The following is a 23,190-nucleotide window of genomic DNA, read 5'->3' on the forward strand; positions in this document are numbered from 1 at the left end:
ACCGCCGAATCTGAATATGCTCAAAGGGTTCATGACGCGCAGATGGCAAAGCGGCGTTGGTTGGGGGTTCGGGTGGTTGGCGCTTGGGGCGCCGCTCGGATTGATCGCGGCCCCGCTCATCACGAACCTGGCGCAACTGCGCGCCGTGCCGTTTTCACAAGCGACCCAACAATTGCCCGTACGGTTGTCGGCTATCGTCACCGCGTTTAATCCCAATTCGGTGTTTATTCAGGATGCCACCGGTGGCTCGTTCCTCAGTTATCCCAACGCGCAAACCGTTCTCGCCATCGGCGATTATGTGGAAGTGGAGGGCGTGACGTATCCCGGGCGCTTTTTAACCGGCGTGGGTACACCGCAAGTTCGCCAGTTGGGCAAACGGGAATTGCCGGCGCCGATGGAAGTGGATTACGACGATTTGGTGTTCTCCCGGTATCACTACGAACGAGTGGCAGTACGAGGCATCGTCCATTCGTTGCGGCACAGTCTTGAAACGGACCGTTGGGTTATGAATCTGACGATGGGCCGGCAGAGATTGGAAGTCCAGATCGCGAGTCATGGGGCGACGAATCTGCCGCCGTGGGTCGGCGCCAAAGTGCGGGTGACGGGACTGGCCGGTGGTAACATCAATAACCGCCGCCAGCTTTTGGCTCCGCAACTTCTCGTGAATCAACCCGCCGATGTGCGGGTGGAGACGCCGCCCGTGGCGGACCCTTTCGCCGCGCCTTTGTTGTCCGCTTCGGAATTGCTGAATTTTCGACCGGAAGGCCTGACGCAACAGCGAGTGCGGGTGCGAGGTATCGTTACGTTGCACCAGCCGGATGGGGTTTTGTTTTTGCGCGACGGCCAGTTTGGTTTACTTGTCGAGACGGATCAGCTCGATCCCCTGAAACCAGGCGATGAGGTCGAGGCGGTTGGCTTCGCGGCGATGGGGCGGTTCAGCGCTTATCTGGAAGATGCGCGCTTTCGTGTCGTGGGCTCCGGTCCGCCACCGCCGCCGCAAACCATGTCGCTGACTCAGGCGCTGACGGATAACAACGACGCCAACCTGATCGTGTTGCAAGCGTACTTGGTGGAGACTTTGCTGAACCCAAAGGAAACCACGCTCATGTTGCGGATTGCGGACGTGATTTTTTCCGCCCGACTGCCGCGCACCGAGGTTCATTTGCGAAATGGCAGTGAACTCCAGGTGGCCGGAGTGTGCCGCGTGGTTGAGGTTAATCCGGGGGGATCGGGTTTTGGGGCCTCGCCGCGTTCGATTGAACTGCTGCTGCGTTCCGGGGCGGATATCAACGTGTTGTCCGAGCCTTCCGGTTGGACGGTGCGGCGGCTCGCGATCATCGCGGGCGCCCTGTTTGGATTGGCGTTGCTCGCCTTCGGCTGGGTGGTTCTGTTGCGGCGGCGCGTTGCGGACCAGGCGCAAATCATTCGCGCGAAGGTGCAGCGCGAGGCGGTGCTGGAAGAGCGTCATCGCGTGGCGCGCGAGATGCACGATACGCTGGCCCAAAGCTTTTCCGGACTGGGATTTCAGTTGGAAGCCCTGCAAACGCGGCTGCCCGCCGAGGCGGTAGTGGCCCGGCAACAGTTGGAAACGGCGCAGAAGATGGTGCGGCATGGACAGGAAGATTTTCGTCGCTCGTTGCTGAACTTGCGACCGCGCGAGTTGGATGCCGCCTCGCTCGCCACCGCGCTGGCGGAACTGGCGGAACAAAGCACGCGCGGCACGGGAATTGAAATTCGTTGCGATTTGCAAACTCCCGACGGCAAACTTTCGGAACTGGTGGAAACCAATCTTTTACGGATCGCCCAGGAGAGTCTGGTCAACGCCGTGCATCACGGGCACCCCCGGCACATCCAATTATCCCTGGAAGTGGCGTCCGCTTGGTTGCGGCTGACCGTCATTGACGATGGTCAGGGTTTTGATCCGAGGAAATTGGAAAATAGAGCCGATGGACACTTTGGCTGGCGAGGCATTCGGGAACGGGCCGGTCAGATGGATGCGCAAGTGGAATTACAGTCAACGCCGGGGCAGGGGACGACCGTTCGCGTGAACGTGCCATTATGACTGCCGCGCGGAATAAAATCCGGGTCTTGATTGTGGACGACCATTTGGTGGTGCGGATCGGATTGCGCAGTCTGCTCGAGGTGCAAACGGATATGGAGGTGGTGGGCGAAGCGTCTGGCGGCATGGCCGCGCTGACCCAATTCCAATCCGTGCGTCCGGACGTGACGTTGATGGATTTGCGCATGTCGGATCAAAGCGGTTCGGCGGCCACGGCGGCCATTCGCCAACACGCGCCTGAAGCACGCATCGTGGTGCTGACGACGTTTGAAAATGATGCGGGCGTTTATCGGGCGCTGGAGGCCGGCGCGACGGGTTTTCTTCTGAAGGATGCGGATGGCGACACGCTGCTCCGCGCCATTCGCGAGGTTTACGCCGGCACCTACCGTTTGCCGGCGACGATTGCGGCCCGACTGGCGCAACATCAAGCGGCGCCCAAACTCTCGCCGCGTGAGTTGGAAGTGTTGCAATTGATCGTCAAAGGTTGCAGCAACAAGGAGATCGGCGCGACGCTCGGGTTGGCCGAAAATACCGTCAAAAACCATCTGAAAGTGGTGTTTGAAAAACTGCGCGTAGCCGACCGGACTCAAGCCGCCACCACTGCGCTGCAACGCGGTCTGGCGCGTTTGGATTGAGTCGAATTCGGGCCGGGTTAGCTCGAAAGAGCCATTGTTTTAAGCGGTTTTTTCCACCTAGACTGCGCCGATGAAGTGGAAGCGTTACCCCCGCCGGTGGATTATCTTCAGCGGGCTGATGCTGGCCGGAGTCCTCGCGCTCCGCGCCCAGACCAACGACACTCTGGGGCTTGTGGACGTGGATGGTTTCGACGATACCGAGCTTTATCCCGTCGGCAATCTGCAACCGGTCACCGATGGCGGTGCAAACTGGCAGCCGGCGGCGGTCGCCCCGGCGCAGATTGTTGAATTGACCAATGACGCTCACGGCAAGGTATTGCGGCGGTTGCAAACCGGGGAGGATCGCACCGACTTCATCAGTTTTCCTCCGGTGTCAGCAGGGGCGTTGACCATTCAATTTGACGCGCGCGCCTCGGTATCGGCTTCGCGCACACTGGATGTTTTTCTTCTCCCGAACACGGGGGGAGAAACCTGTTTGTTGGGCTGGGGCACGGTGAATGATCAACTCGCGTACTACAACGGCACCACCTGGGTGGGGGTTCGTGACTTGGATACGAACTGGCATCAAATCGAGCTGACCAGCTACCTCAGCGGCGCCAAGTTCGGGCGCTGGGAGCTTAAAGTGGATGGCGCGTTGCTGGCCACGAATCTGCCGTGGCGCAATCAACATCCATTGGGCACGGCGTACGGACGCTTGCGGATTGGCGGCATCCGCGGCGTGGCCGGCACGTACGCGGATGTGGATAATCTGGTCATCACCGCGGCCGGCGCCACCCCGCCGCCGGAATTTTTTTATCTGACAAATGCCACCGCCGGCGCGGCTGAATTCCGGTTTTCCTTTGCCACCAAAACCAATGCGGAATATCGCATTGAAAGCGCCAGCGGGATGACGGACTCGTCCTGGTGGCCGGAAGCAATTGTTCCCGGCAGCGGTCTGGCGGCGTGGTTCACCAATCACACGGCCACCAATGACGCGCAGTTCTTTCGCGTGAAAAAACTGCCCGCGCCCGGATTCGCCGATGGTTATCGGGGCATCTGGTTCACCCTCGGGCAATTCTCCACTTACGGCGACAAGTACTCCGGCGGTTTGGGCACCTACACGGCCAACCATATTCCCATCGCCATCTACGCGCCGGCGGTGAACAAAACCTTCTTCACCTACGGCGGCACGATCCAGGGCCAGCGCCATCTGCTCATCATGGTTTCCGAATACGATCACGCCACCGGCAAAGTGCCGCGTCCGACGCTGGTGCTCGATAAACAAGGCGTGAACGATCCTCACGACAACGCTTCCCTGGCGTTGGATGCGCAAGGCTACATTTGGGTGTTCGTCAGCGGTCGCGCCCGGGCGCGACCGGGTTGGATCTTTCGCAGCCGCCGGCCCTACGACATCGCGGACTTTGATTTCATCAAGCAGGACGAACTGACGTATCCGCAACCGCGCTACATTCCCGGATACGGTTTCTTCACGCTGTTCACCAAATACACCAAGGGTCGCGAGTTGTATTGGATGACCAGTCCGGACGGAACGAACTGGAGCGCGCATCAGAAACTCGCGGGCATCGAAGGGCATTACCAGGTTAGTAACGTGCGTGCGGACGGCATGGTAGCCACGTTTTTCAATCGGCATCCGAACGGGAATCTGGATAAGCGCACGGATCTGTATTACGCCCAGACCACGAACTACGGCGTCACCTGGACCACGGCCGCCGGCGTCCCGCTGACTCTGCCGCTCTCGACGCCCGATAACCCGGCGCGCGTGTTTGACTACTCCGCTCAGGAACGGCTGATGTACACCTGCGACCTCAACTTCGACACGAACGGGCATCCGGTGTTGCTCTACGTTTTGGGCAGGCACCATCAGCCCGGCCCGGCAGGCGATCCGCGCGAATGGACCATTGCGCGCTGGACCGGGAGCGAGTGGATCACCTCGGTGGTTTGCGTTTCGGATCACAATTACGACATGGGCAGTCTCTACATTCAGCCGGACAAATGGCTGATCATTGCGCCCACGCAAGTAGGGCCGCAGCCGTGGCAGACCGGCGGGGATATGGCGCTTTGGACGAGTCTGGATCAAGGTCAAACCTGGACCATGACTCGTCAGATCACCCGGAACAGCGCCTACAACCACACCTACGCGCGCCGCCCGTTGAACGCCACCGATCCCTTCTTTGCCTTTTGGGCGGATGGCGATCCCACGCAATTCACCCCGTCGCATTTATACTTCGGCGATTCCTCCGGCTCGAACGTCTGGCAATTGCCGTACGACATGAGCGCGCCAATCGCCACCCCCACCTTGATGAACTACTGAGCCGGCGCCGTTTCTCTATGTGCTGAGGGCTAAAAAATTTGCCGCTCGATCCCAAAAACGAGGGCGGCAAACTTTTCATGTCCCGTTGATCGGGATTTCTCCTGCTTTGCCTTGATTCCAAAACCGGGGGCGGCAAACTGCTGAACGCCATCGGGCGCGTGGAAGATAAGCTTTGCCTTGATTCCAAAACCGGGGGCGGCAAACTCGTAATCTTTCACCAGCGTTCCCGCCTCAAGCTTTGCCTTGATTCCAAAACCGGGGGCGGCAAACTGCGGCTTTACCTCGACCGCGCGGAGGGCAAGCTTTGCCTTGATTCCAAAACCGGGGGCGGCAAACTTCCGCCACCGAATCGTTGCCGCCCGCGACGGCTTTGCCTTGATTCCAAAACCGGGGGCGGCAAACTGATTCCGTCGAACGCAACTACGTGCGCCCCGCTTTGCCTTGATTCCAAAACCGGGGGCGGCAAACTATGAAGACCTCCCGGCGGTTGGAAATAAGGGCTTTGCCTTGATTCCAAAACCGGGGGCGGCAAACTCTTTCTCGACTGCAATGTGGCCATTCTACAGCTTTGCCTTGATTCCAAAACCGGGGGCGGCAAACTTTGGGCGGGCGAGATTGCCCAGCCACTTTTGCTTTGCCTTGATTCCAAAACCGGGGGCGGCAAACTTTGTTCGGTTTCTTGTGGGATGAGGATATAGCTTTGCCTTGATTCCAAAACCGGGGGCGGCAAACTCGCTTGCTTTCCAGGTATTCCAGAACATACGCTTTGCCTTGATTCCAAAACCGGGGGCGGCAAACTTCAATGCTGCTGCTCCGCCCGTCGTCCTTGCTTTGCCTTGATTCCAAAACCGGGGGCGGCAAACTGCATCACGAATGCAATCCGCGGCTTTCATTGCTTTGCCTTGATTCCAAAACCGGGGGCGGCAAACTGCATCGCTTGAGGGTAGCCGCGCCGTTTCTGCTTTGCCTTGATTCCAAAACCGGGGGCGGCAAACTCGTGTGGCGGCGCAAGCGCGGGACGTTCTTGCTTTGCCTTGATTCCAAAACCGGGGGCGGCAAACTACGGTAATCGCGCCACGTCATGCGTTCTCCGCTTTGCCTTGATTCCAAAACCGGGGGCGGCAAACTTAACCATCGCATCCGCGCCCAGAACCGTGCGCTTTGCCTTGATTCCAAAACCGGGGGCGGCAAACTCACCTGCGAGGCGCACCGCATCTCGGCGTTGCTTTGCCTTGATTCCAAAACCGGGGGCGGCAAACTTTAAAATGTGGACGCCTTCCGAACTCGAAAGCTTTGCCTTGATTCCAAAACCGGGGGCGGCAAACTAGTCCTTATTGTCACACCCGGGAAGGTTCCGCTTTGCCTTGATTCCAAAACCGGGGGCGGCAAACTACAAGCTCGTTACGTCCGCCGATATTTTGGGCTTTGCCTTGATTCCAAAACCGGGGGCGGCAAACTTCGAACTTACGACAGACGAAACGTGTGATCGCTTTGCCTTGATTCCAAAACCGGGGGCGGCAAACTACCGAAGAAAGCGACGATGAATTGCCGCCCGCTTTGCCTTGATTCCAAAACCGGGGGCGGCAAACTTTGACGATCTTGACAATGATAAAGAAACCCGCTTTGCCTTGATTCCAAAACCGGGGGCGGCAAACTTCAGCAAATCCGCCAAAGCTGATTTACTCTGCTTTGCCTTGATTCCAAAACCGGGGGCGGCAAACTCGGATCGGTATGCTTTCATGTCCCCGCATGGCTTTGCCTTGATTCCAAAACCGGGGGCGGCAAACTAATCGGTCGCTGTTGGTGTCGCCAATGATTGCTTTGCCTTGATTCCAAAACCGGGGGCGGCAAACTAGCGTCCTTTGCTTATGCCGCCGATCAATTGCTTTGCCTTGATTCCAAAACCGGGGGCGGCAAACTGCGCGAAGCCAGAGGCACGCGAGATTCGGCGCTTTGCCTTGATTCCAAAACCGGGGGCGGCAAACTACGGAAAGCAGCCGGTCACAACCAGCGACGGCTTTGCCTTGATTCCAAAACCGGGGGCGGCAAACTGTTCACCGTTCTGGTCGGCACGGGCCATCCGCTTTGCCTTGATTCCAAAACCGGGGGCGGCAAACTCAGTGGGCGTAAACTACTGAGTTGCCGCTCTTTGGCTTGCTGGCGGCACGTCAAACCGATACCCAAGAGGTGGGTATAATATCGTCCGGATTGATTGAGAAAATGGGGGGAATCGGTTTGACGTGCCGTTTTGTTACCAAAGTTGAATCTGTTCCGGTAAATGTTCGACTGGTGACTCTGTGACAGGGGGGCCATGGATGACATAGGATCGCTCCCATTGCGCCCGGGTGATAAACACGGCTCGCACGCTGCCTTCCGGTGGTAGGTTCTTTTTCAAGCGGTCCAAGTGCGTCTCTTGACGCGCAAAAGAAACACAGGCACGGACGTACACACTGAACTGAATCATTTGATAGCCATCATCAATCAAAAAGTTGCGAAAGTCCGTCGCGGCTTTGCGCTGCGGCTTCGTGCCCACCGGGAGATCAAAGGCGACCATTAACCAGCCCATTTTGTATTTTTCGGTGTCCACGGTTTGTAATAACGCGGTTGTCCTTGCAGAACTGCTCTGCGAAAACCGCGAATGACTCCCTCGATGACGCCTTGAATTTCCAAGGTTAAATCCAGATAGTCCACCGGCTCCAAGGGGAAGCTGGTAACCCATTGACGAAATTCTCTGGTGACTTCCCACTCGGTGACTTCAGGGTGCTGTTTCACCCATTGAACCACGCGCCAATCTACACACGGACGGAACGGCTCCATGAGATCGTAAGCCAAAGGAGTGCTACGCTCTCGAGGAACATGAGAAACGCCAAACGTTGGGTCCAAACCAACTCCAAAGAGCTTTTGCAATACGGTGGAGAGCAGTACCGCATAACCATAATTCAGCAGATGATTGAAACCGCCGCGAGTACGACTGCGAACGAAATTGTCTTCACCCAGTGCCCGGCCGAAAATCTGCCAGAACATTTTGGCGCAGATCGCTTCCTTGTGAGGTTTGCCGCCCGAGGCGGTCAATCGCAAATTTCCAAGCGATTTGTCACATGGTGCAATATGTTGCGCCAGTGCCAACTGGTTCTGGCACTTCGCGTCCACGGTCTTTTGCCACAGGTGCGTACGAACCCGCGGGGTGAGTGAGAGCAACGCCCTGGAAAGGAGTGTGTCGGTGGAGCGGTTGGCAGGTAGCACGAGACTGACGGGTTTGAAGGCCTCACAGATGATGAGTGCTACCCCATGCTTGGCGGCTTCAAGGAAGAGATGGCTGTGAATCTGGGCGGAGAAGCTGGTGATAATGATGGATGCCACATCCTCCAGCGGTAATTTGCGCTCACTCTCGGCAGTCTTGCACGTCAATTGCCCGTCCCGACAACTCAACGAGCAATTTGCGCTATCAATACTGACAATATGGTATGACATGCGACTTGTCTGCTGCCCATAACAAGCCGATTCCGTGCCGACCAACGCTGGTTTTTACGATGATGGTGCGGTGAGGTGAGCGGCGATGCCCGTGAGCGGAGTTTTCCGAACAAGCATTCCATCTTTGATGAGAGTTTTGATTTGCACTTCCCGCTTCTGGCCGTCGCCTTTGCTTTCAAGGCGAACTTTGTCTGGCGTTCCGAGGTCGAGAGTGAGCGTGGCCTTTGCGGAGAACAATCGCCAGATACCTTTGTAGCGACCAGTTGGCACTTGAATGATTTGCCCATTTCGCAACACGCGCGGCATCTTTCCGTTGTTCGCTTTTCTCAACGCCTTTAGCCGCATCCAAACTTTGTGGAAGGGAACGATGGTTGGCTGTGGTTCAAGAGCTATGCCAAAGTTATCAGGAAGAACCAAAACACCTTTATTCACAGAAAGTTTTCCGGGTTCGAGGCCGAGCAGTTTTCCAACTTTTTCCTCGGTGCGTTTCAGGGGACGTGAACCGTCTGCTTGGCGGATGCGTTGTTGGATTATGGCTCGTCCTTCTTTGACCTCCAAAACGCGCCAAATATTTTGTTCTGCACGTAGACCATCCATGCGAGCTGGCACATGTTGCACCACCCGTTTTTCAGCGAGCCGTTGTCGAAGTTGTTCTTTCAGGCGATCGTCAAGGTCCCGCATTTCAAAGCGGTTATCCTTGTTGAATTCAAATACTCTCAAGGCAGTCAGTTGCTTTTTCTCCATTTCATTCGGGTTGCGCTTTACGATCAGTTGCCAGACTTGGCCGTTGTTCGGAATGAAATGTGAGGTTAATCCCAGCACACAAGCATCCAAGGCGTGATGCAGGTGGGTGATATTACGAATCTCAGTTTTGGTTTTGACGTTCCCTTCTTCACCGAGGACTTGCGGATTGGCGAGGCTTAAACAGCTGAGAATTTTCCATGCCTTTCGGACCGCGCCAGTGACTGAGCCAGGGAGGGAGACCACATCGTTTTGATTCAGATGCGGCAGAACCTTGCGCAGCACTTGTGCCCCGAGGCGGACCAACTGTGAAGTTTGGGTGAGGTCTCGCGGAACGAATTCCTTTTCCACGTATTTGGGGAGCAGCATCAGCTCCTTGCGTCGCTTCTTTCGCTTCTTATCGTCGCCGTGACCTCTGTAGCTTTCCAAACCTTCGATGAATTGCTTGTAGCGCGCCAGACTCATGATGGAAAGGTTGGGCAGATCGGGCACGCTTTTGCCTTGTTCTTGTGCGACAAACTCCCAAGCCGTGCGGTTGCCTTTCCATTTATTAATGGCACCAAAAGTTATTACCAGCGAATCGAGTGAATCTGAAGGTCGTTGGGAGCGCGGGACGATATGGTCTTTGTCCACATAGCGGCTGACCAGTTGCTTGGGTTCGTAGAGTTGTCCGGTGTACGGGCATCTCCAACCCAAGTCTTCAGCGACACGCGCTTTACGGATAAGGCCGGCGGTGATCGGGATGCGGAGGCCCTCTGCGGCGAACGCCTTTTCCAGTTTGTCAGATACGGCATGATGATTTGCGATGCGCAATCCCAAATCCTGCGCCTTCTCCTTGGCTGTTTTGCCGGACATTTCGCGCAAGTCTCGATTCACCTCGATGGTGGCTTTGCCAATGCGTTCTCGGTCACCGCCGGCGTATTCCTTGACGATATCGCCAACCAACCGCTCCAGAATCAGCAGCCGGTGGCGGACCAAGTGGTTGTTGGTCTGATCGGCAATCGCCCGCTCTTGTTGCTGCTTGCGGATTGCTTCACTCAGAAAGAGGCAGTTACCTTTTTCCTTGGGGTGCTTGCCCGCGAGAACCTCCTCATAGGCTTGCTTGAGCAGGTCTCGCGCAAATGCAGCGCGGCCATCAAGCTTGAGTGGTTTCGGGGGAAAAGGTCGTTTTAACAATTCTTCGAGTGTAATGTGTTTGTCCTTCTTTTTGGTTTTAGTGTTGCGTGTGTCGAGTTGGTTTTGCAATTCCGCATCAAATGCGTGTACGTTGCCAAGAGGCTCCAGCTGTGATCGGATTTGTTCGAGAGTGAAGACTTTGCCGCACCGCCATTGGCCGCGAAGTCGTTTTTGTAAGCGTTCGGGTAGTAATGTCCAGAACGGTGCAAGCTCATCGGAGCAAACCAGCTTTTGCACCGGATCAAGCAGCAAAGCTTCCTTCGCATCCGGGTGCATGAACATCGTGTCAAGATTGTCTCTTATGGCACCGGTTGTAGAACGGACGGCTTCGGTGAACTCTTTGACCGTCATCCCGCCAACAGCACGCATCTTCTTATCAAGCTCCACACGCTCCGCTGGTTTTAGTGCTGACAACTTTTGTTCGCCAAAACGGGCGACCTGCACATTAGCCAGCTGCATCGCCCACCGGAAATTAAGGAACTCCGGGCAATTCCGGGAGGGCACTTTTTGGCCGCTGATTGGGCAGGTGGAAATGATGCGGTTGTCAAAGCGCGGAACAAGCTGGCCGAAAAGCAGTCCACCTTTATATCGCTTGGGCAGTTTCAAGCCGGGGCAGGGAATGGCTTGCCATGCGAGCTCGTCATTATTGACTTTGCCGAGTAGGGCCCGTTCAAAGTTTGCGTCAACCTTGAGTAGCTTGCCAAAATGCGCGCGCAAGACTTGACGGACTTCGGCTTCGACAACTTCACGTGGAAAAGCGGCGTTCAAACCTTTGAATCGCTTCCTTGACGCTTTGGCTGTTCCCCTCGGATCAAGACCCAGTTCCTTACAGAAGGTTTCTGCCATGCTTTTCGTGTTGTGTTTTCCCATCAGTGATCGTGCGTTCGCCTCCTTTTCGGAATCCTCAGCTTGCGCCTCGGCTTCGACAGCGCTCCAACGACGATTACCATCGTAACCGCGATTATGCGCGTACCAGCGAAGAACGTCCCATAGCTCTGGCCAAGCAAGCAACTCTCCGCCTGTCAAAACGCGTGCGGCCAGAAGCCATGGCCAGGCACATCCAGGTTTGTCGAGTTCGGCTTCAGTCAAAACACCGAGCTTTGCCAATAGCACCTTCAACCGCGCGATCCGTTGGCGCGTGGAACGGATGTGTCGTCGCTGCCGCCGATACGCACGTCGCGCACTGGCCAGACAATCATCGGCGCGAAATGTTACCGCGCCACACCCGAGCAGATTTATAGAAAGGTCCCGCCTAGACTTTCCGTTGGTCGTTTGCAAAACAGCCCAACCGATGGAGCTGTGGCCCACGTCAAAGGCGATCTGCAAATCCGGGGCGGATGTTGCTCCAGGACTGGATTCTTGCTTGCTGTTCATGATTGGATTCAATTAAATTGACCATGTCTTAATTGGAATCAAGACAAAGTTAGATAACGCAGACCGTTTCCTGAACTGACAGGTTTATCTGCCCGCCATGCGGGTTCACACCGGTAACAAAAAGCGTTTCTTAAAACAGCCCGGCGTAGATTTTCTGTGCCGGGCTGTTTTGTGTGGCAACAGCAACTCTTGATTCTTTAACTAATTTTTCAGCGCGCGGTTCATATCACAATCAGCTTTGAGTTCATAAGCTACTCTTGGTTGCCCAGCGGAAGCCAGTCAGATTTATACGCCGTAAAAAGGCTCGGTCACTCGGCTATTCGGATGGTTGAGTTCAGACGGTAATCGCGGTAGTCAAACGGGGTTGATGGCGTGTCGTGGTTGCCATTGGAGTTGGCAGCGGTTTATTTCACGACTCTATTTATCTTGTTTCCCGGTTTTCGTAGTCCAATTTAATCCACGGAGATCAGTGGCATCCATTCATACAATCAAACCGCGCAGCCGTCTGGGACGGGTGGCGCTATTGCTGTTGGCCATCAGTTGCCTGGTTTCGGGCATCTGGGGCGGCTTGTTGCGGGTGCCGCTGGGATTGCCCCTGCCGGTGGAGCACGCCAACTGGATCAGTTTCCACGGCGCGTTGATGGTCTGTGGATTCCTCGGCACGGTCATCAGTCTGGAGCGGGCCGTGGGGCTGCGCGCGCTTTGGACTTTTCTCGCGCCGCTGTGCGCGGGCGCGGGCGGCGTAGTCATCGCCTTCGGCGTTTTGTCGCCCTGGCCGCGCTGGTTGCTGACGGCGGGGAGCCTGGTTTACGTGGCGGTGACGCTGCGTATCGTGCAGATCCAACCGAACTTGTCCAACTCGGTCATGATTGTGGGTGCGGCGGCGTGGACGGTAGGGAATGCGCTGTGGGCTTTGGGTTACGCCATTCCACAGATCGTGCTTTGGTGGCTGGCGTTTCTGCTTCTGGTGATCGTGGCCGAGCGACTCGAATTGACCCGGTTTCAAAAACCTTCGCCACTTTCCAAACCGTGGCTGGTCATCACCCTGGTTCTGCTCGGGCTGGGGTTGGTCATGGTTGGAATTCAGCCCCGGATGGGCGGCGCGCTGACGGGGGCGGCTTTGTTGGTGATGGCCGGCTGGTTGCTGCGCTTTGATCTGGCCTGGCGCACGATCCGGCATCCGGGTCTGCCGCGGTTCATGGCGATCTGCCTGTTGAGCGGTCACGCGTGGCTCACTTTGACGGGAATTTTGATCACGCTCAAATGGCCTCAAAGCAGCGGCATCACCTACGACGCGACGTTGCACTCGTTTTTTCTCGGATTCGTCTTTTCGATGATCTTCGGTCATGCGCCGGTGATTTTTCCAGCGGTGCTGGGATTGCCGGTGCAATATCGGTGGACGGCGTATCTTCCGCTGGTGGCGTTACACCTCTCGTTGGGATTGCGACTGCTGGGCGATCTGTTGGGGCAGGCCGATTGGCGCGGTTGGGGCGCGACGGGCAATGCCATCGCCGTCGCCTTGTTTCTGTTGAACATGGCTTTGGGGTTCGTGTTGGCAGGTTACGCGAGTTTGCAGGCGAAGCGGAAAAAGCGTCGTCAAACCAAGGTCACGGTCGGCTGATCCGGAATTCTGCCGAAGAACTGCGGAAGAACACCCCAGCGGTCCGTCGTGGCAACAACTGGCCTTTAATTCGTCGGGGTGATCTGCGCCGCCGCGGAGATGCCGAAGTTTTCCAGGATGCGGGCGGTGGCGGCGCGTTCACTGTCGCCGGCGGCGATGACCAGACGCTGCACGGTTTCGTTGGGCGCAAAATCTATGATGTGAAATCCACCTTCGGGATTTTTAAGCGCCTGCTGAACCGCGCTTAAATCATTGACGGTCTGCCCGTTGATTTTGGCCACGACCAGCCCGCGATATTCCTGGTAGCCGATGTTGAAGCGATCCGGCAGCACTTGCGAAAGGATCACCAGCGAAGGCCGATCTTTGGTGGCCTCGTCTTCGCGATAGTAATTGAGCCGGAAGAGCGCGTTGCGGGCGCGTTCGCTGCCCCAGCGTTGCAGGTAGGGAACGGTCAGCGGCTGAAACACCAGTCCGCCCGTAATCAGGTAGTCGGCGGGTTGATCAAACACTCCGGCGGGCACCAGCGAGTTGGTGAAATCGTACCGGGGCAGCCGATAGATAATCTCGTGAATCTGACCCGCGCGCCAGATTTTCATGGTGACGTCGTCGCCGGCCCAGCGATTGCGCGTGGCCAGATTTTCCAACATCAACAAACCGAAATCCGGATCGAGATAGTCGCCCTGCATATCAATCTCGAACTTGTCAATTTGAAGAATGATGTCCCGGGGTTGGAGCACGTTCGGCAGGCCGTCCAAACGCGGCGCGACTTCAATCACCAGCACGCCACGCGGGGCGCCGGGCAGGTTCAGATTGGCGAGGGAGGCGGTATTTTCGGCGGGTTGCCAATAGAAATGAAAATACCCGAGCCGCGGCGCCTGCGTGTCGGCGTGAGCGGTGACGATCATGCGGAGAAAAGCGCCGGGAATAATTTTGCAATTGCGTCCGGACTGTTCGATCACGAGTCCCACGAGGCGGGAACCGGAAACCACCGGTTCGCCCGCTCCGGCGCCTTGAATCTCCGAACTGGCTTCGAGGAACGCTTGATTGATGTCGCTCAATTGACCTTTGCGCACCGCGAACTGGGTGAACTCGGCCTGGCGCGATTCCAATTTGCCCTCGCGCCAGCGGAGGATTTGCAGGCCATCCTTTTTGAATGACGGTTTGGTTTGAATCGTGACGGGTTTCAGTCCCGACCAGAAGTCCGTCGCCGCCGTGGTGAGGACCGCGAGGTTCGCGTAATAATCCACCCAGACCACTGTGGCGTTGGCCCAGGCGCCGCGGCCGCCGGCCTGGACGCGGATCAGCGTGTGGTCCGACAACTTTTCCGCCGTGGTCAGAATTTGGTTTTTGCCGACGACAACCCCGGTTTTGTCCACGGTCTCGCTGCGGCGAATCCACGGCTGGTAATAGTCATAGGCGTTGCGTGAAACTTCAATCCGCACCACGGATTTTTCCCAACCGCGACGAGATTCCGCCGCGGGACCAAGCGCGGGCAGCAGTAGCAGCAGCGCGAGCGACAAAGCAAATTTCATAAGTTACGATCTTGCGGAACGCCGTAGGTTTTCAGGATCTGCGCGCTGGCTTGCGCGGCGTTGGTGTGATTCAGCGTTTCAAAAGTGCCGTGTTTGCCCAGCTCGATCACGTCGTAGGTCTGCGTGCTGGATTCAAACGCGCGCACCACGTCCTCCAGTTGTTCGATGGCGATTCCATTGATGCGGTTGACCAGGGTGGCGTCGCGCGTCAGGAAGGTGGCGTTTACCGGATCATTCAGAATGTTGCTTAACACCACCGGTTCCTTGAGGGCGGTGTCCGGATTTTCCCGGGCGTGATAGAACAATTCGTAGTTCAAATCGCTCAGTCCGCTCCGCGTGCCGCTGCGATCCGCGTCGCGCAGGTAATCCAACGACAGCGGCGTGAAGACGAGTCCGCCGAAAATGTAATAACGCGGGCGCACGTCGAATTGGTTGCCCTGGGTTTGATCGTCCTGGGATGCTTCAACCTTCAAGTTCACCGTTTGCGCCTGGCCCTCGCGCCAGATTTCCACCGGCAACCGGTCCCCGCTTTGGTGGAGTTGAAACGCAACCGCACCGGAAACGCGATTGCCTTGATACAGAATCGTACCGTCGTTGGCGACCGGGTATTGGTCCACCCGCAGCACGACATCATCGAACCGCAGCACTTCGCTCGCGGGCGATTGCGGACGAATCACATCCACCCGCGCGCCGCTGTTGTTATCCGGCAACCGCAGTTTGGCGCGGTACGCGGGATTTTGAAGCGTGACCAGATTGGCGCCCGCCATGGGCACCCGGTCGTACGTTCCGTCTTCAATGTCCTTGAGGAAGCGATTGACGATGGGCGGTGGAATGAAGAAGCCGGTATTCTCCAAACCTTGAATCCCTTGAAAAGCGACGCCGACCACGCGCTCATCTTGAATCACCGGGCCGCCACTGTTGCCAGGGTTGATGGCCGCGTCGGTCTGCGCGCTCAACAATCGGCGGTTGCCGATGTGCGAGTAGATGTTCATTTCGATGCGGGAAACCACGCCGCGCGTGTAGGAGATTTCCCGTCCGCCCGCCGGATAACCGTAAGTGATCACCGTGGAGCGAACCTCGGGCAGTTCGCCAAAATCCAGCGCCGGCACTTCATCGAAGAAACTCTCGTCTTCCACCTTGAGCACGGCCAGATCGCAATCGTGACCGATGAATTCGACCTTGGCGAGGTAGGGCCGGGGATCTTGATACTTCCGCACAATGATTTGCCGGCTCCAACTGACCACGTGCGCGTTGGTCATGATGCGTTTGCCTTTGATGGCGAAGCCCGAACCGCTCGCGCTCTGGACTGGATCGTAACGCCAAGGGGCCGTCCAATCCGGTTTTTGCATGAAGATATAAATCTGGACGACGGAGCGCTCGGGTTCGATGGCGGGGACGCGCGCCACGCCAAACCACAGGACCGCCGCGATGAAAATTAGCCGCAACACGCGCGCAAAGTGCGGACATTCCGTCCCGCGGTCAAGGCATTAGCGGATGGAGCGGAAGCAGCTGCACGCGAGGTGGTGCTGGTGATTTGGTGGTTTGGCGTGGGCGTTACCGACAAGTGATGAAATTACCGAGGAGTGGTCTGGAATCTTGCGTTTAAGCGACTCCAGTCGGAAACTGCCAGCCGGTATGCAGCTGCGACTTTATGACGCTCACAACCATTTGCAGGATGATCGCTTTGCAGGGCGATCGGAGGAGTTGATCGCAGCCTGTCGGGAGATTGGCGTGGCGCGACTGGTGGTGAACGGCACGGGCGAGGCGGATTGGCCGCGCGTTTTGGCGCTGGCTCGCGCTTATCCCGAAGTGCTCCCGAGTTTGGGGTATCATCCATGGTTCTTGGCGGGGCGAACTACGGAGTGGTTGAAACATTTGACCGCATTACTGGATCAGACCCCGCAGGCGGTTGTGGGCGAAATCGGGTTGGATCGTTGGAAGCCGGATTTGTCCTACGCGGATCAGGAAGCGGTATTTATCGCGCAACTGCGGCTGGCGGCGGAGCGTAATCTGCCGGTCAGCATTCATTGTCTGCGCGCCTGGAGGCGTTTGGTGGAAATCATGGCGGCGGAAAACCGTCCGGCGCGTGGTTTTCTACTGCACAGCTATGGCGGGCCGGTGGAATTAGTTTCCCGCTTGGTCCACTTGGGCGCGTATTTTTCGTTGTCAGGCTATTTCATGCACGAACGCAAAAAGAATCAGTGGCATACCTTTCAGCAGATACCAGCGGAACGGTTGCTGATTGAGACCGATGCACCCGATCAAATGTTGCCGTTGGGGCAGGGGATGGTTTGGAAGGCCCTGGACCAAGATCATTCCGTCAATCATCCTGCCAATCTTAAACTCGTCTATGAATTTGCCGCCCGGTTGCGGGAGTTGCCGCTTCCGGAATTGACCCGTCAAGTTGAAGAAAATTTTCTGCGCCTGTTCGGTGCGTGATCGCAGTCATCGGTTCAAATGAATCTTGGTTGGCGACGTGATTCGCGCATCAGATTGGAAAATATTTTTGCTTGAGCGTTTCCATGATAAAATTTTACCCGTGCGACGGATTGATTTAACCAAACTGTTTTTACGTCGGCTGCTTTCACGTTGGATTTTCCATTCGAGAGATTGAAGGCTTGTTGTTTTTTTCTAAATAATTCAAACAAATTCACACGCATGACCCCGCGTTGTTGGTGCGGTGAAGCGGAGACGGTAATGATCGTGCGCGTGGAAAGGCTGGGAGAAAAAGGTTTGCTCCGTTCGTCATTCAAGCCGATGATGCAAGCGTGGTTTTTTGTAAAATCATTTGCCAAGCGCGAATTCCGACACTATCGTTCGCCGCTCGTAATCGAAACCAAATTTAAGTCGAAGTCGTAAGCAACATGTTGAAAGCATTATTGAGCGGAGCCAAACCCGCCGTCAAAACGAACGGAGCCTCCGTAGTCGCCGCATCCATGATCAAACGTAACGGAGATCGCAAAGCCACCTATTCCAAAGTTTTCCGATATAATCCTGCTGCCGCTCACGAAAAGCAGCCGGCGCAGGTCGAGGTTGTTGGGTCCTTCACCAACTGGCAACCCATCCCGCTCGCGCGTAATCCCCAAGATGCCACCTGGCAGGTGAGTGTGGACAGCATCGAAGGCAACAAGACGCATCACTACATGCTGCTGGTGGATGGCAAACCGCATGTGGACAAGTTGTGCGATGGTTACGTGGCGCCGCACGGTGAAATCGAATCGCGCTATGCCATCACGACCGCGCGCGGTCCGCGCTTGTTTTTGCTTTTTGCGCAGACGAAATAATCACGCCGCCGGAACGGCGAACAGTGCCGCTCCCCCCGCCGCGCCGAGCTTATGCGGCTGAGGTGTGTACCTCGGGCAATCGGTGTCGAATTAAATGTTGCCGCAGTTTTTCTGCGGCGGAGGTGAGTTGACTGTAACTACCGAGCCGCCGCCCGCTTGGTGCTCGAACTACTTAACCCAAGCAGTTCTTCAGACTGACCACGCTACCGATTTCGCTTTCCTTAACTCACGATTGACTGGCGTTGCCACCAATCACTGCGCAGCAAGCGCCATTCAGTTTCGATGCGTTGCACGAGCCGAAAACCCGCCTGTTGTAACACGGGATCGGGATTGGCCAGGTGTCGCGCCGGCAGCCGGGTGGTGATGCGAAAGAACCGGTAGAGGCTCCAGAGAATGAGCCGGCTGCGCAGCCGTTGCCATCCCGAGGCGGCGATTTGGAAATCGGCCACCAGCCAGTTGGTCGCGGGCTGGGTGAGCGGGGCGATCTTCTGAATTACTCGCGCCAGTGATTCGCGCGGAAAACAGTCGAGGAAAAAGTAAGTGACAACCAAGTCATAGCCGGTTTCCATCGGCACCCAAGATTCCACGTCCGCATGAATGAAACGTACTCGTGCGCTCGACAAGTTGGAGTGACGGCAATGCCATCTGGCTTTGACGAGCATGACGTCACTGCCATCCAGACAAGTGATTCGAGCTTGTGGAAACCGGCGGAGGCAGGCGCGCAAGCCTCGTCCGGGGCCCTCGCCGAGCAGCAGAATGTTTTGCGCCGCCGGAATTTTATCAAGCCAGGCGGTCCGGCAGCGTTGCAGTTTTTCTCCAGCACACACGGATTCCATCATCCGATAAAATGGCGCCAACCGGTTGAAGTTCATGTTGCGGGGCGGGCGCGGTAGGCGTAACGCCACCAAAGCCCGGCGAGAATTCCGCCGATCAGATACGCCAACACATCGCGTATGTCCGCGGTGCTACGCGCGCGTAGCAGCGGTTCAAGTCCCTCGAATAAAACCGACCATAAAATCACATGAAAGAGAATTTCACGAAATTGCGGCGGTGATTCCGGCGGGCGTAATTTGAGCCAGCTTTGCACCCACAAAACCGGTGGCAGCGCGCAAGGGATCAACCACAAGTCATTGAAGTGCGAATGGAGGAAACCGGCGGACCAGTGCGGCTTCAATCCCCAGCGATTCAGCGCGTACGCGCCGCAACCCAATAAAAAAAGCGGGTCCGCCAGGTAACGGAACGAGCGCATTCTAAAGCGCGTAAATGGTGGCGGCAAAAGCGACAGCGATCGTGAGTTTCAATAGAATGATTTTGAACATGGACATAAAATAGAATTGGTGGGTGAAGCGGAAACGTGCTGGTGTGGTCAGGTGAAAACCAGGGTTGGTGGGTGGCGGAGAGTGTCGTTGGCGTGGCGGGGCCGCACGGTAACGGCGGGTGGGTCAAATAGTCGTCTGGAAGATTGAATCAACCCGAATTGACGACAGCGACGAAAAAACATGATAACCATTATTTCAAGAGCCTTGGTTTTGCTGGACCGGCCACCGACCGGTGATACCGCAGAAAGACAGTGGAAAATTCGGGGAATGTTTGTCGAGGCAAAATCTCAGAACTATTGCGACGGAGTGAGCCACTGTTGGATCATGGCCTGGACCGCCTCATCGCAACCGCGCTCCGCTTCCGGTCCGGCGATGTTGGTGGCGGCGATGACAGCAAAATGTTTTTTGGGGGCGAGCCACATGACCACATACCAAAACGTGTTGGAACCTTGATGGGTGAACGTCACTCCGCCCGCCCAGGTCCGTCGGGTTACCGCCCAGCCCGCGGCGTAATCGCCGCCCGCCAGCGGTGTGTGCAGTCGTTTGAAGGTGTTCGATGACACAATGCCGCCGCTATTCTCGCCCTCAAGATGCGCGATGACGAACCGTGCCAGATCGTCGAGCGAGCAATGAACTGTGCCCGCGGGACCCAAAGCGGGTGGATTGTCCTCCTGGTTGGGGTGAATCCCATCGGCATTGCGGAAATGTCCCCAAGGTTGATCCACCTGACCCGCGGTACCCGGAGCGCCAAAACCCGCCGTGTCCAGGTGCAACGGGCGAAATAGTTTTTCGGTGATGAGTTGTTCCCAAGGCTGACCCGTCAACTTTTCCAACATCGCTCCAGCGACCACGTAACCCTGGTTGGAATAAATCATTTCGGTTCCGGGGTCGGCCTCGGGCTTTTGCTGCAAGACCGCTCGGAGAAAGTCCCGGCGCTGTTGGAGCAGGGGTTGGCGCGAGGTTCGAAGTGCCGCCCAAGCCGCCGGCGGCGGCCGGGTGGAGAGACCGGCGCGATGTTGCAGTAATTGTTCAATGGTGACGGGTTCGTAGGCTGCGTTGATTTGGCCGCAAAGCTCGGGAAAAATTTCCGCGATGGTGCTGTCCCAGCGTAGTGTGCCTTGCTCAATCAACATCGCCACCAGCGTGGCCGTCATGGATTTTGTGCAGGAGCCGATGTGGAAAAGGTCCCGCGTAGTGATCGGAGTCGGGTTGCCAATTTTGCGGAGACCCACCGCGGTGCGGTCGCAAATCTGACCATCTTTGACGACGACTGTCGCCAGCGCCGGCAGTTGGCGGGCGTCGCGAATCTTGAGCAAAGCCGCCTCGGAAGAATTCGTTGCGGTGGATTGCGCCAAGGCAATCGAAAGTCCCCATCCCCAAAGACTCAGGAGCAAGACGGTCACGCGCAGCATGTCCGCAAAATAGGGGTCGGATGGGTTGGTGGCAACTTTTCCTGTAAGCCTCGTGGCGTTCCGGCTGGAGTGGCCGGTTCACGGTGGCTCGACCACAAGACGCCCGCTGGTTGTTGCGGGAATGATGGCTTCAACAGGTTTTCCGCAAGCGGGTACTTTTCGGAGTTGCCCCGAAACCCGCGCCGGGGTGGCGGGAAGTTTTGACATTGCGCGTCGGTATCGAGAAACTGGTTACATGCGACTCACCAATTTGATTTCTCTGATTGCCGCGCTCGCTGCGATCTTCAGTCCGGGACGAATCATCGGCGCGCCATTTGATCCACCCGCCTTGTATCTGCAATGGCAACAGGACCCCACCACGACCATGACGGTTCACTGGCATACCGAAGGCGAAGCCAGATCCGAACTGTCCCATCGGCGGCTGGGCGAATCCACCTGGCAAGCCGCCACCGGCACCGCTCAACCCCTGGTGGGTTCAGAGCGTTGGGTGCATACCGTGGAGTTGACGCGGTTGCAGCCCGCCACCGATTACGAATTTTGTTTCAAGCCGGGGGAGAAAAGTTTCAAGTTTCGGACGATGCCCCAGGATTTGAGTCAGCCCATGCGCTTCATCACCGGCGGCGATATTTATCACGAATATCAATGGATGGATTTAATGAACGGATTGGCGGGCCGCCTGGACCCCGCCTTCGTTGTGTTTGGCGGGGATCTGGCCTACGTGCATGGCGGCACCAACGAGGAGCGGGTGACGCGTTGGTTCGATTATTTTGCGGCCTGGAAGACGAACGCCATCACGCCGGATGGCCGTCTCATTCCGATGTTGGTGACGATTGGCAACCATGAAGTCAAAGGTTCTGCCGGGCAACCGCCGGAAAATGCCCGCAGCTTCTACACGTTGTTCTCTTTACCCGGACCGCAAGGTTACGCCTGTCTCGATTTCGGCAGGTATCTCAGTCTCGTGTTGCTGGACTCCAATCACACGCACCCGATTGGCGGCGCGCAAACGGATTGGTTGCAAGCGCAGCTCGCCGCCCGCACCAAGGTTACTCACGTCTTTCCGTTTTATCACACGCCGGGTTACCCGGGTTACCGGAGTGAAACGGGCAGCCACGCCGAACAGGTTCGAGCGAATTGGTGTCCGCTCTTCGACAAGTACGGCGTCAAACTGGTCTTTGAGAATCATGATCATTGCTTCAAACGCACGCATCCGTTGCGCGCCGGAAAAATTGACCCCAGCGGCACGGTGTATCTGGGAGATGGCGCGTGGGGCGTGAACGTGCGCAAACCCGATACCAGCAAACCGAAATGGTACATCGCGCGGGACGGGCAGATTCGACATCTCTATCTGGTCACGCTTTACCCGGATGCGCGTCACGTGCTGGCCATCAATGAATCCGGACAGATTTTTGACGAGGTATATCAACGGATGGAGTAACCGCGGAAAGCACGCGGTGATGGTTCGTTGGAAACATTGCGTTGAGCGCATTACCCGCATGGTGGGGGTGGATGGCAAAACATTGCCACAGGTTTAACCGACTTTGGTCATGCGCGTTTGCGGCTTATATGCTGGTTTGATCAGCGGCGTTCTGCTCGCCGCCGTTCCCGCCTTTGCGCATCGGCCTTATGAACGTGCGGTGGGAACCTTCGAGCGAAACGACGGCGTCCCAGTTGTCGTGGTGCGCCATTACGTTGATGGAATTATAGCCAAAGATCCCGTCTCGATTCAGTTTCGCCTGCCGAACGGTTCGGAACTCGCCCGCACTCCGCATGTTTGGGATGCGCTGACGCAATCCGTCGGTTCGGAGATTGAGGTCTATCAGTTTCGTGGTAATTGGTTGCCCGTCGCGAACCGGGTGGATTCGTTTGACGGTTATGAATTGCGGGAGATTACTTCCGAGCGGAGAGGTCGCTCCATCCTGATTCATTTTGCCCGTCACTGGCTCCGGTATCTGATCTTTATCGGCGCGTTGACTCTGTTCGCTCGCGTCGTGTTTTCGTCCCGCGACTCCGCTGATCGTCCCAAACGCAAGTTTGTGAAAGTTTTCGGTGTTGCAGCCATTTCCATCCTGAACTTTCTTTTCATTTACGATCTGCTGGTTTTTGAACCGATCTCACCCTTGGTCGTTGCAACGGGCTGCATCGTTATTTTGTTATCCGTTCGTTGTTGTCGGAAAAGGCCATTCAGATCGGTCACGCATCACCCGCATGGTTGACCAAGCTCAGATTCGGTTCAAAGACGCTGACCGCGCTCGCAT

At 56.7% G+C, this 23,190-nt stretch carries 17 protein-coding genes and 1 CRISPR repeat array; of the genes, 8 read left to right on the forward strand and 9 right to left on the reverse strand.

From position 1 onward, the window contains the following. The first annotated feature begins 31 nt into the window (after window positions 1-31). The 3 genes from M9920_13520 (at window position 32) to M9920_13530 (ending at window position 5,005) form a co-directional block, all read left to right on the forward strand. Window positions 32-2,062 carry a sensor histidine kinase gene (locus tag M9920_13520; protein MCO5053307.1) on the forward strand — a complete coding sequence of 677 codons (2,031 nt, stop codon included), beginning with the start codon at window positions 32-34 and terminating at the stop codon, window positions 2,060-2,062. Continuing rightward, window positions 2,059-2,694: a response regulator transcription factor gene (locus tag M9920_13525; GenBank protein MCO5053308.1), complete on the forward strand. Its 636-nt coding sequence runs from the start codon at window positions 2,059-2,061 to the stop codon at window positions 2,692-2,694. The genes M9920_13520 and M9920_13525 overlap by 4 nt, the downstream gene beginning before the upstream one ends. Window positions 2,695-2,764: 70 nt before the next feature. Further along, window positions 2,765-5,005, forward strand: a complete 2,241-nt coding sequence (locus tag M9920_13530; protein ID MCO5053309.1) for a BNR repeat-containing protein — start codon at window positions 2,765-2,767, stop codon at window positions 5,003-5,005. 37 nt (window positions 5,006-5,042) lie between these two features. After that, window positions 5,043-7,123: direct repeats of the CRISPR family, unit length 36 nt; unit sequence GCTTTGCCTTGATTCCAAAACCGGGGGCGGCAAACT. A gap of 133 nt (window positions 7,124-7,256) precedes the next feature. Here the strand turns inward: M9920_13530 and cas2 are convergent. The 3 genes from cas2 to M9920_13545 are packed head-to-tail and all read right to left on the reverse strand — an operon-like array spanning window position 7,257 to window position 11,767. Further along, window positions 7,257-7,592 carry a CRISPR-associated endonuclease Cas2 gene (gene cas2 / locus M9920_13535; protein MCO5053310.1) on the reverse strand — a complete coding sequence of 112 codons (336 nt, stop codon included), beginning with the start codon at window positions 7,590-7,592 and terminating at the stop codon, window positions 7,257-7,259. Further along, entirely contained in the window at window positions 7,559-8,476 is a 918-nt protein-coding gene (gene cas1 / locus M9920_13540) for a type II CRISPR-associated endonuclease Cas1 (GenBank protein ID MCO5053311.1), read from the reverse strand. Before cas1 ends, cas2 begins: the two co-directional genes overlap by 34 nt. 54 nt (window positions 8,477-8,530) lie before the next feature. Continuing rightward, on the reverse strand, window positions 8,531-11,767 hold the full coding sequence (locus M9920_13545; GenBank protein ID MCO5053312.1) for a hypothetical protein: 3,237 nt from the start codon (window positions 11,765-11,767) through the stop codon (window positions 8,531-8,533). Window positions 11,768-12,236: 469 nt separating this feature from the next. Here M9920_13545 and M9920_13550 point away from each other — a divergent pair, with 469 nt between their 5' ends. Beyond that, window positions 12,237-13,388, forward strand: coding sequence for a hypothetical protein (locus M9920_13550; GenBank protein ID MCO5053313.1), 1,152 nt, complete (start codon window positions 12,237-12,239; stop codon window positions 13,386-13,388). Window positions 13,389-13,453: 65 nt separating this feature from the next. Here the strand turns inward: M9920_13550 and M9920_13555 are convergent, their stop codons facing one another. Both M9920_13555 and M9920_13560 read right to left on the reverse strand, forming a co-directional pair. Then, window positions 13,454-14,920: a hypothetical protein gene (locus tag M9920_13555; GenBank protein ID MCO5053314.1), complete on the reverse strand. Its 1,467-nt coding sequence runs from the start codon at window positions 14,918-14,920 to the stop codon at window positions 13,454-13,456. Further along, on the reverse strand, window positions 14,917-16,368 hold the full coding sequence (locus tag M9920_13560) for a serine protease (GenBank protein ID MCO5053315.1): 1,452 nt from the start codon (window positions 16,366-16,368) through the stop codon (window positions 14,917-14,919). Before M9920_13560 ends, M9920_13555 begins: the two co-directional genes overlap by 4 nt. A gap of 187 nt (window positions 16,369-16,555) precedes the next feature. On the opposite strand from M9920_13560, the gene M9920_13565 reads away from it, so the two are divergent. Continuing rightward, window positions 16,556-17,359, forward strand: coding sequence for a TatD family hydrolase (locus M9920_13565; protein MCO5053316.1), 804 nt, complete (start codon window positions 16,556-16,558; stop codon window positions 17,357-17,359). 14 nt (window positions 17,360-17,373) lie between these two features. On the opposite strand, the gene M9920_13570 is transcribed toward M9920_13565, so the two are convergent. Further along, entirely contained in the window at window positions 17,374-17,715 is a 342-nt protein-coding gene (locus M9920_13570) for a hypothetical protein (GenBank protein ID MCO5053317.1), read from the reverse strand. 69 nt (window positions 17,716-17,784) lie between these two features. Here M9920_13570 and M9920_13575 point away from each other — a divergent pair, with 69 nt between their 5' ends. Beyond that, window positions 17,785-18,204: a glycogen-binding domain-containing protein gene (locus M9920_13575; protein MCO5053318.1), complete on the forward strand. Its 420-nt coding sequence runs from the start codon at window positions 17,785-17,787 to the stop codon at window positions 18,202-18,204. A gap of 221 nt (window positions 18,205-18,425) precedes the next feature. Here the strand turns inward: M9920_13575 and M9920_13580 are convergent, their stop codons facing one another. From M9920_13580 to M9920_13590, 3 genes are all read right to left on the reverse strand, one after another. Further along, window positions 18,426-19,043, reverse strand: a complete 618-nt coding sequence (locus M9920_13580; protein ID MCO5053319.1) for a class I SAM-dependent methyltransferase — start codon at window positions 19,041-19,043, stop codon at window positions 18,426-18,428. A 29-nt stretch (window positions 19,044-19,072) separates the two neighbouring features. Continuing rightward, complete coding sequence (locus tag M9920_13585) at window positions 19,073-19,453, reverse strand: hypothetical protein (GenBank protein MCO5053320.1); 381 nt, start codon at window positions 19,451-19,453, stop codon at window positions 19,073-19,075. A 363-nt stretch (window positions 19,454-19,816) separates the two neighbouring features. Continuing rightward, on the reverse strand, window positions 19,817-20,935 hold the full coding sequence (locus M9920_13590) for a beta-lactamase family protein (protein ID MCO5053321.1): 1,119 nt from the start codon (window positions 20,933-20,935) through the stop codon (window positions 19,817-19,819). 235 nt (window positions 20,936-21,170) lie between these two features. Between M9920_13590 and M9920_13595 the strand changes: the two genes are divergently transcribed. Both M9920_13595 and M9920_13600 read left to right on the forward strand, forming a co-directional pair. Next, on the forward strand, window positions 21,171-22,370 hold the full coding sequence (locus M9920_13595) for a metallophosphoesterase family protein (GenBank protein MCO5053322.1): 1,200 nt from the start codon (window positions 21,171-21,173) through the stop codon (window positions 22,368-22,370). A gap of 109 nt (window positions 22,371-22,479) precedes the next feature. Next, entirely contained in the window at window positions 22,480-23,148 is a 669-nt protein-coding gene (locus tag M9920_13600) for a hypothetical protein (GenBank protein MCO5053323.1), read from the forward strand. Window positions 23,149-23,190: the final 42 nt, after the last annotated feature.

The organism is Verrucomicrobiia bacterium (assembly GCA_023953615.1).
Taxonomy (GTDB): Bacteria; Verrucomicrobiota; Verrucomicrobiia; order Limisphaerales; family JADLHS01; genus JADLHS01.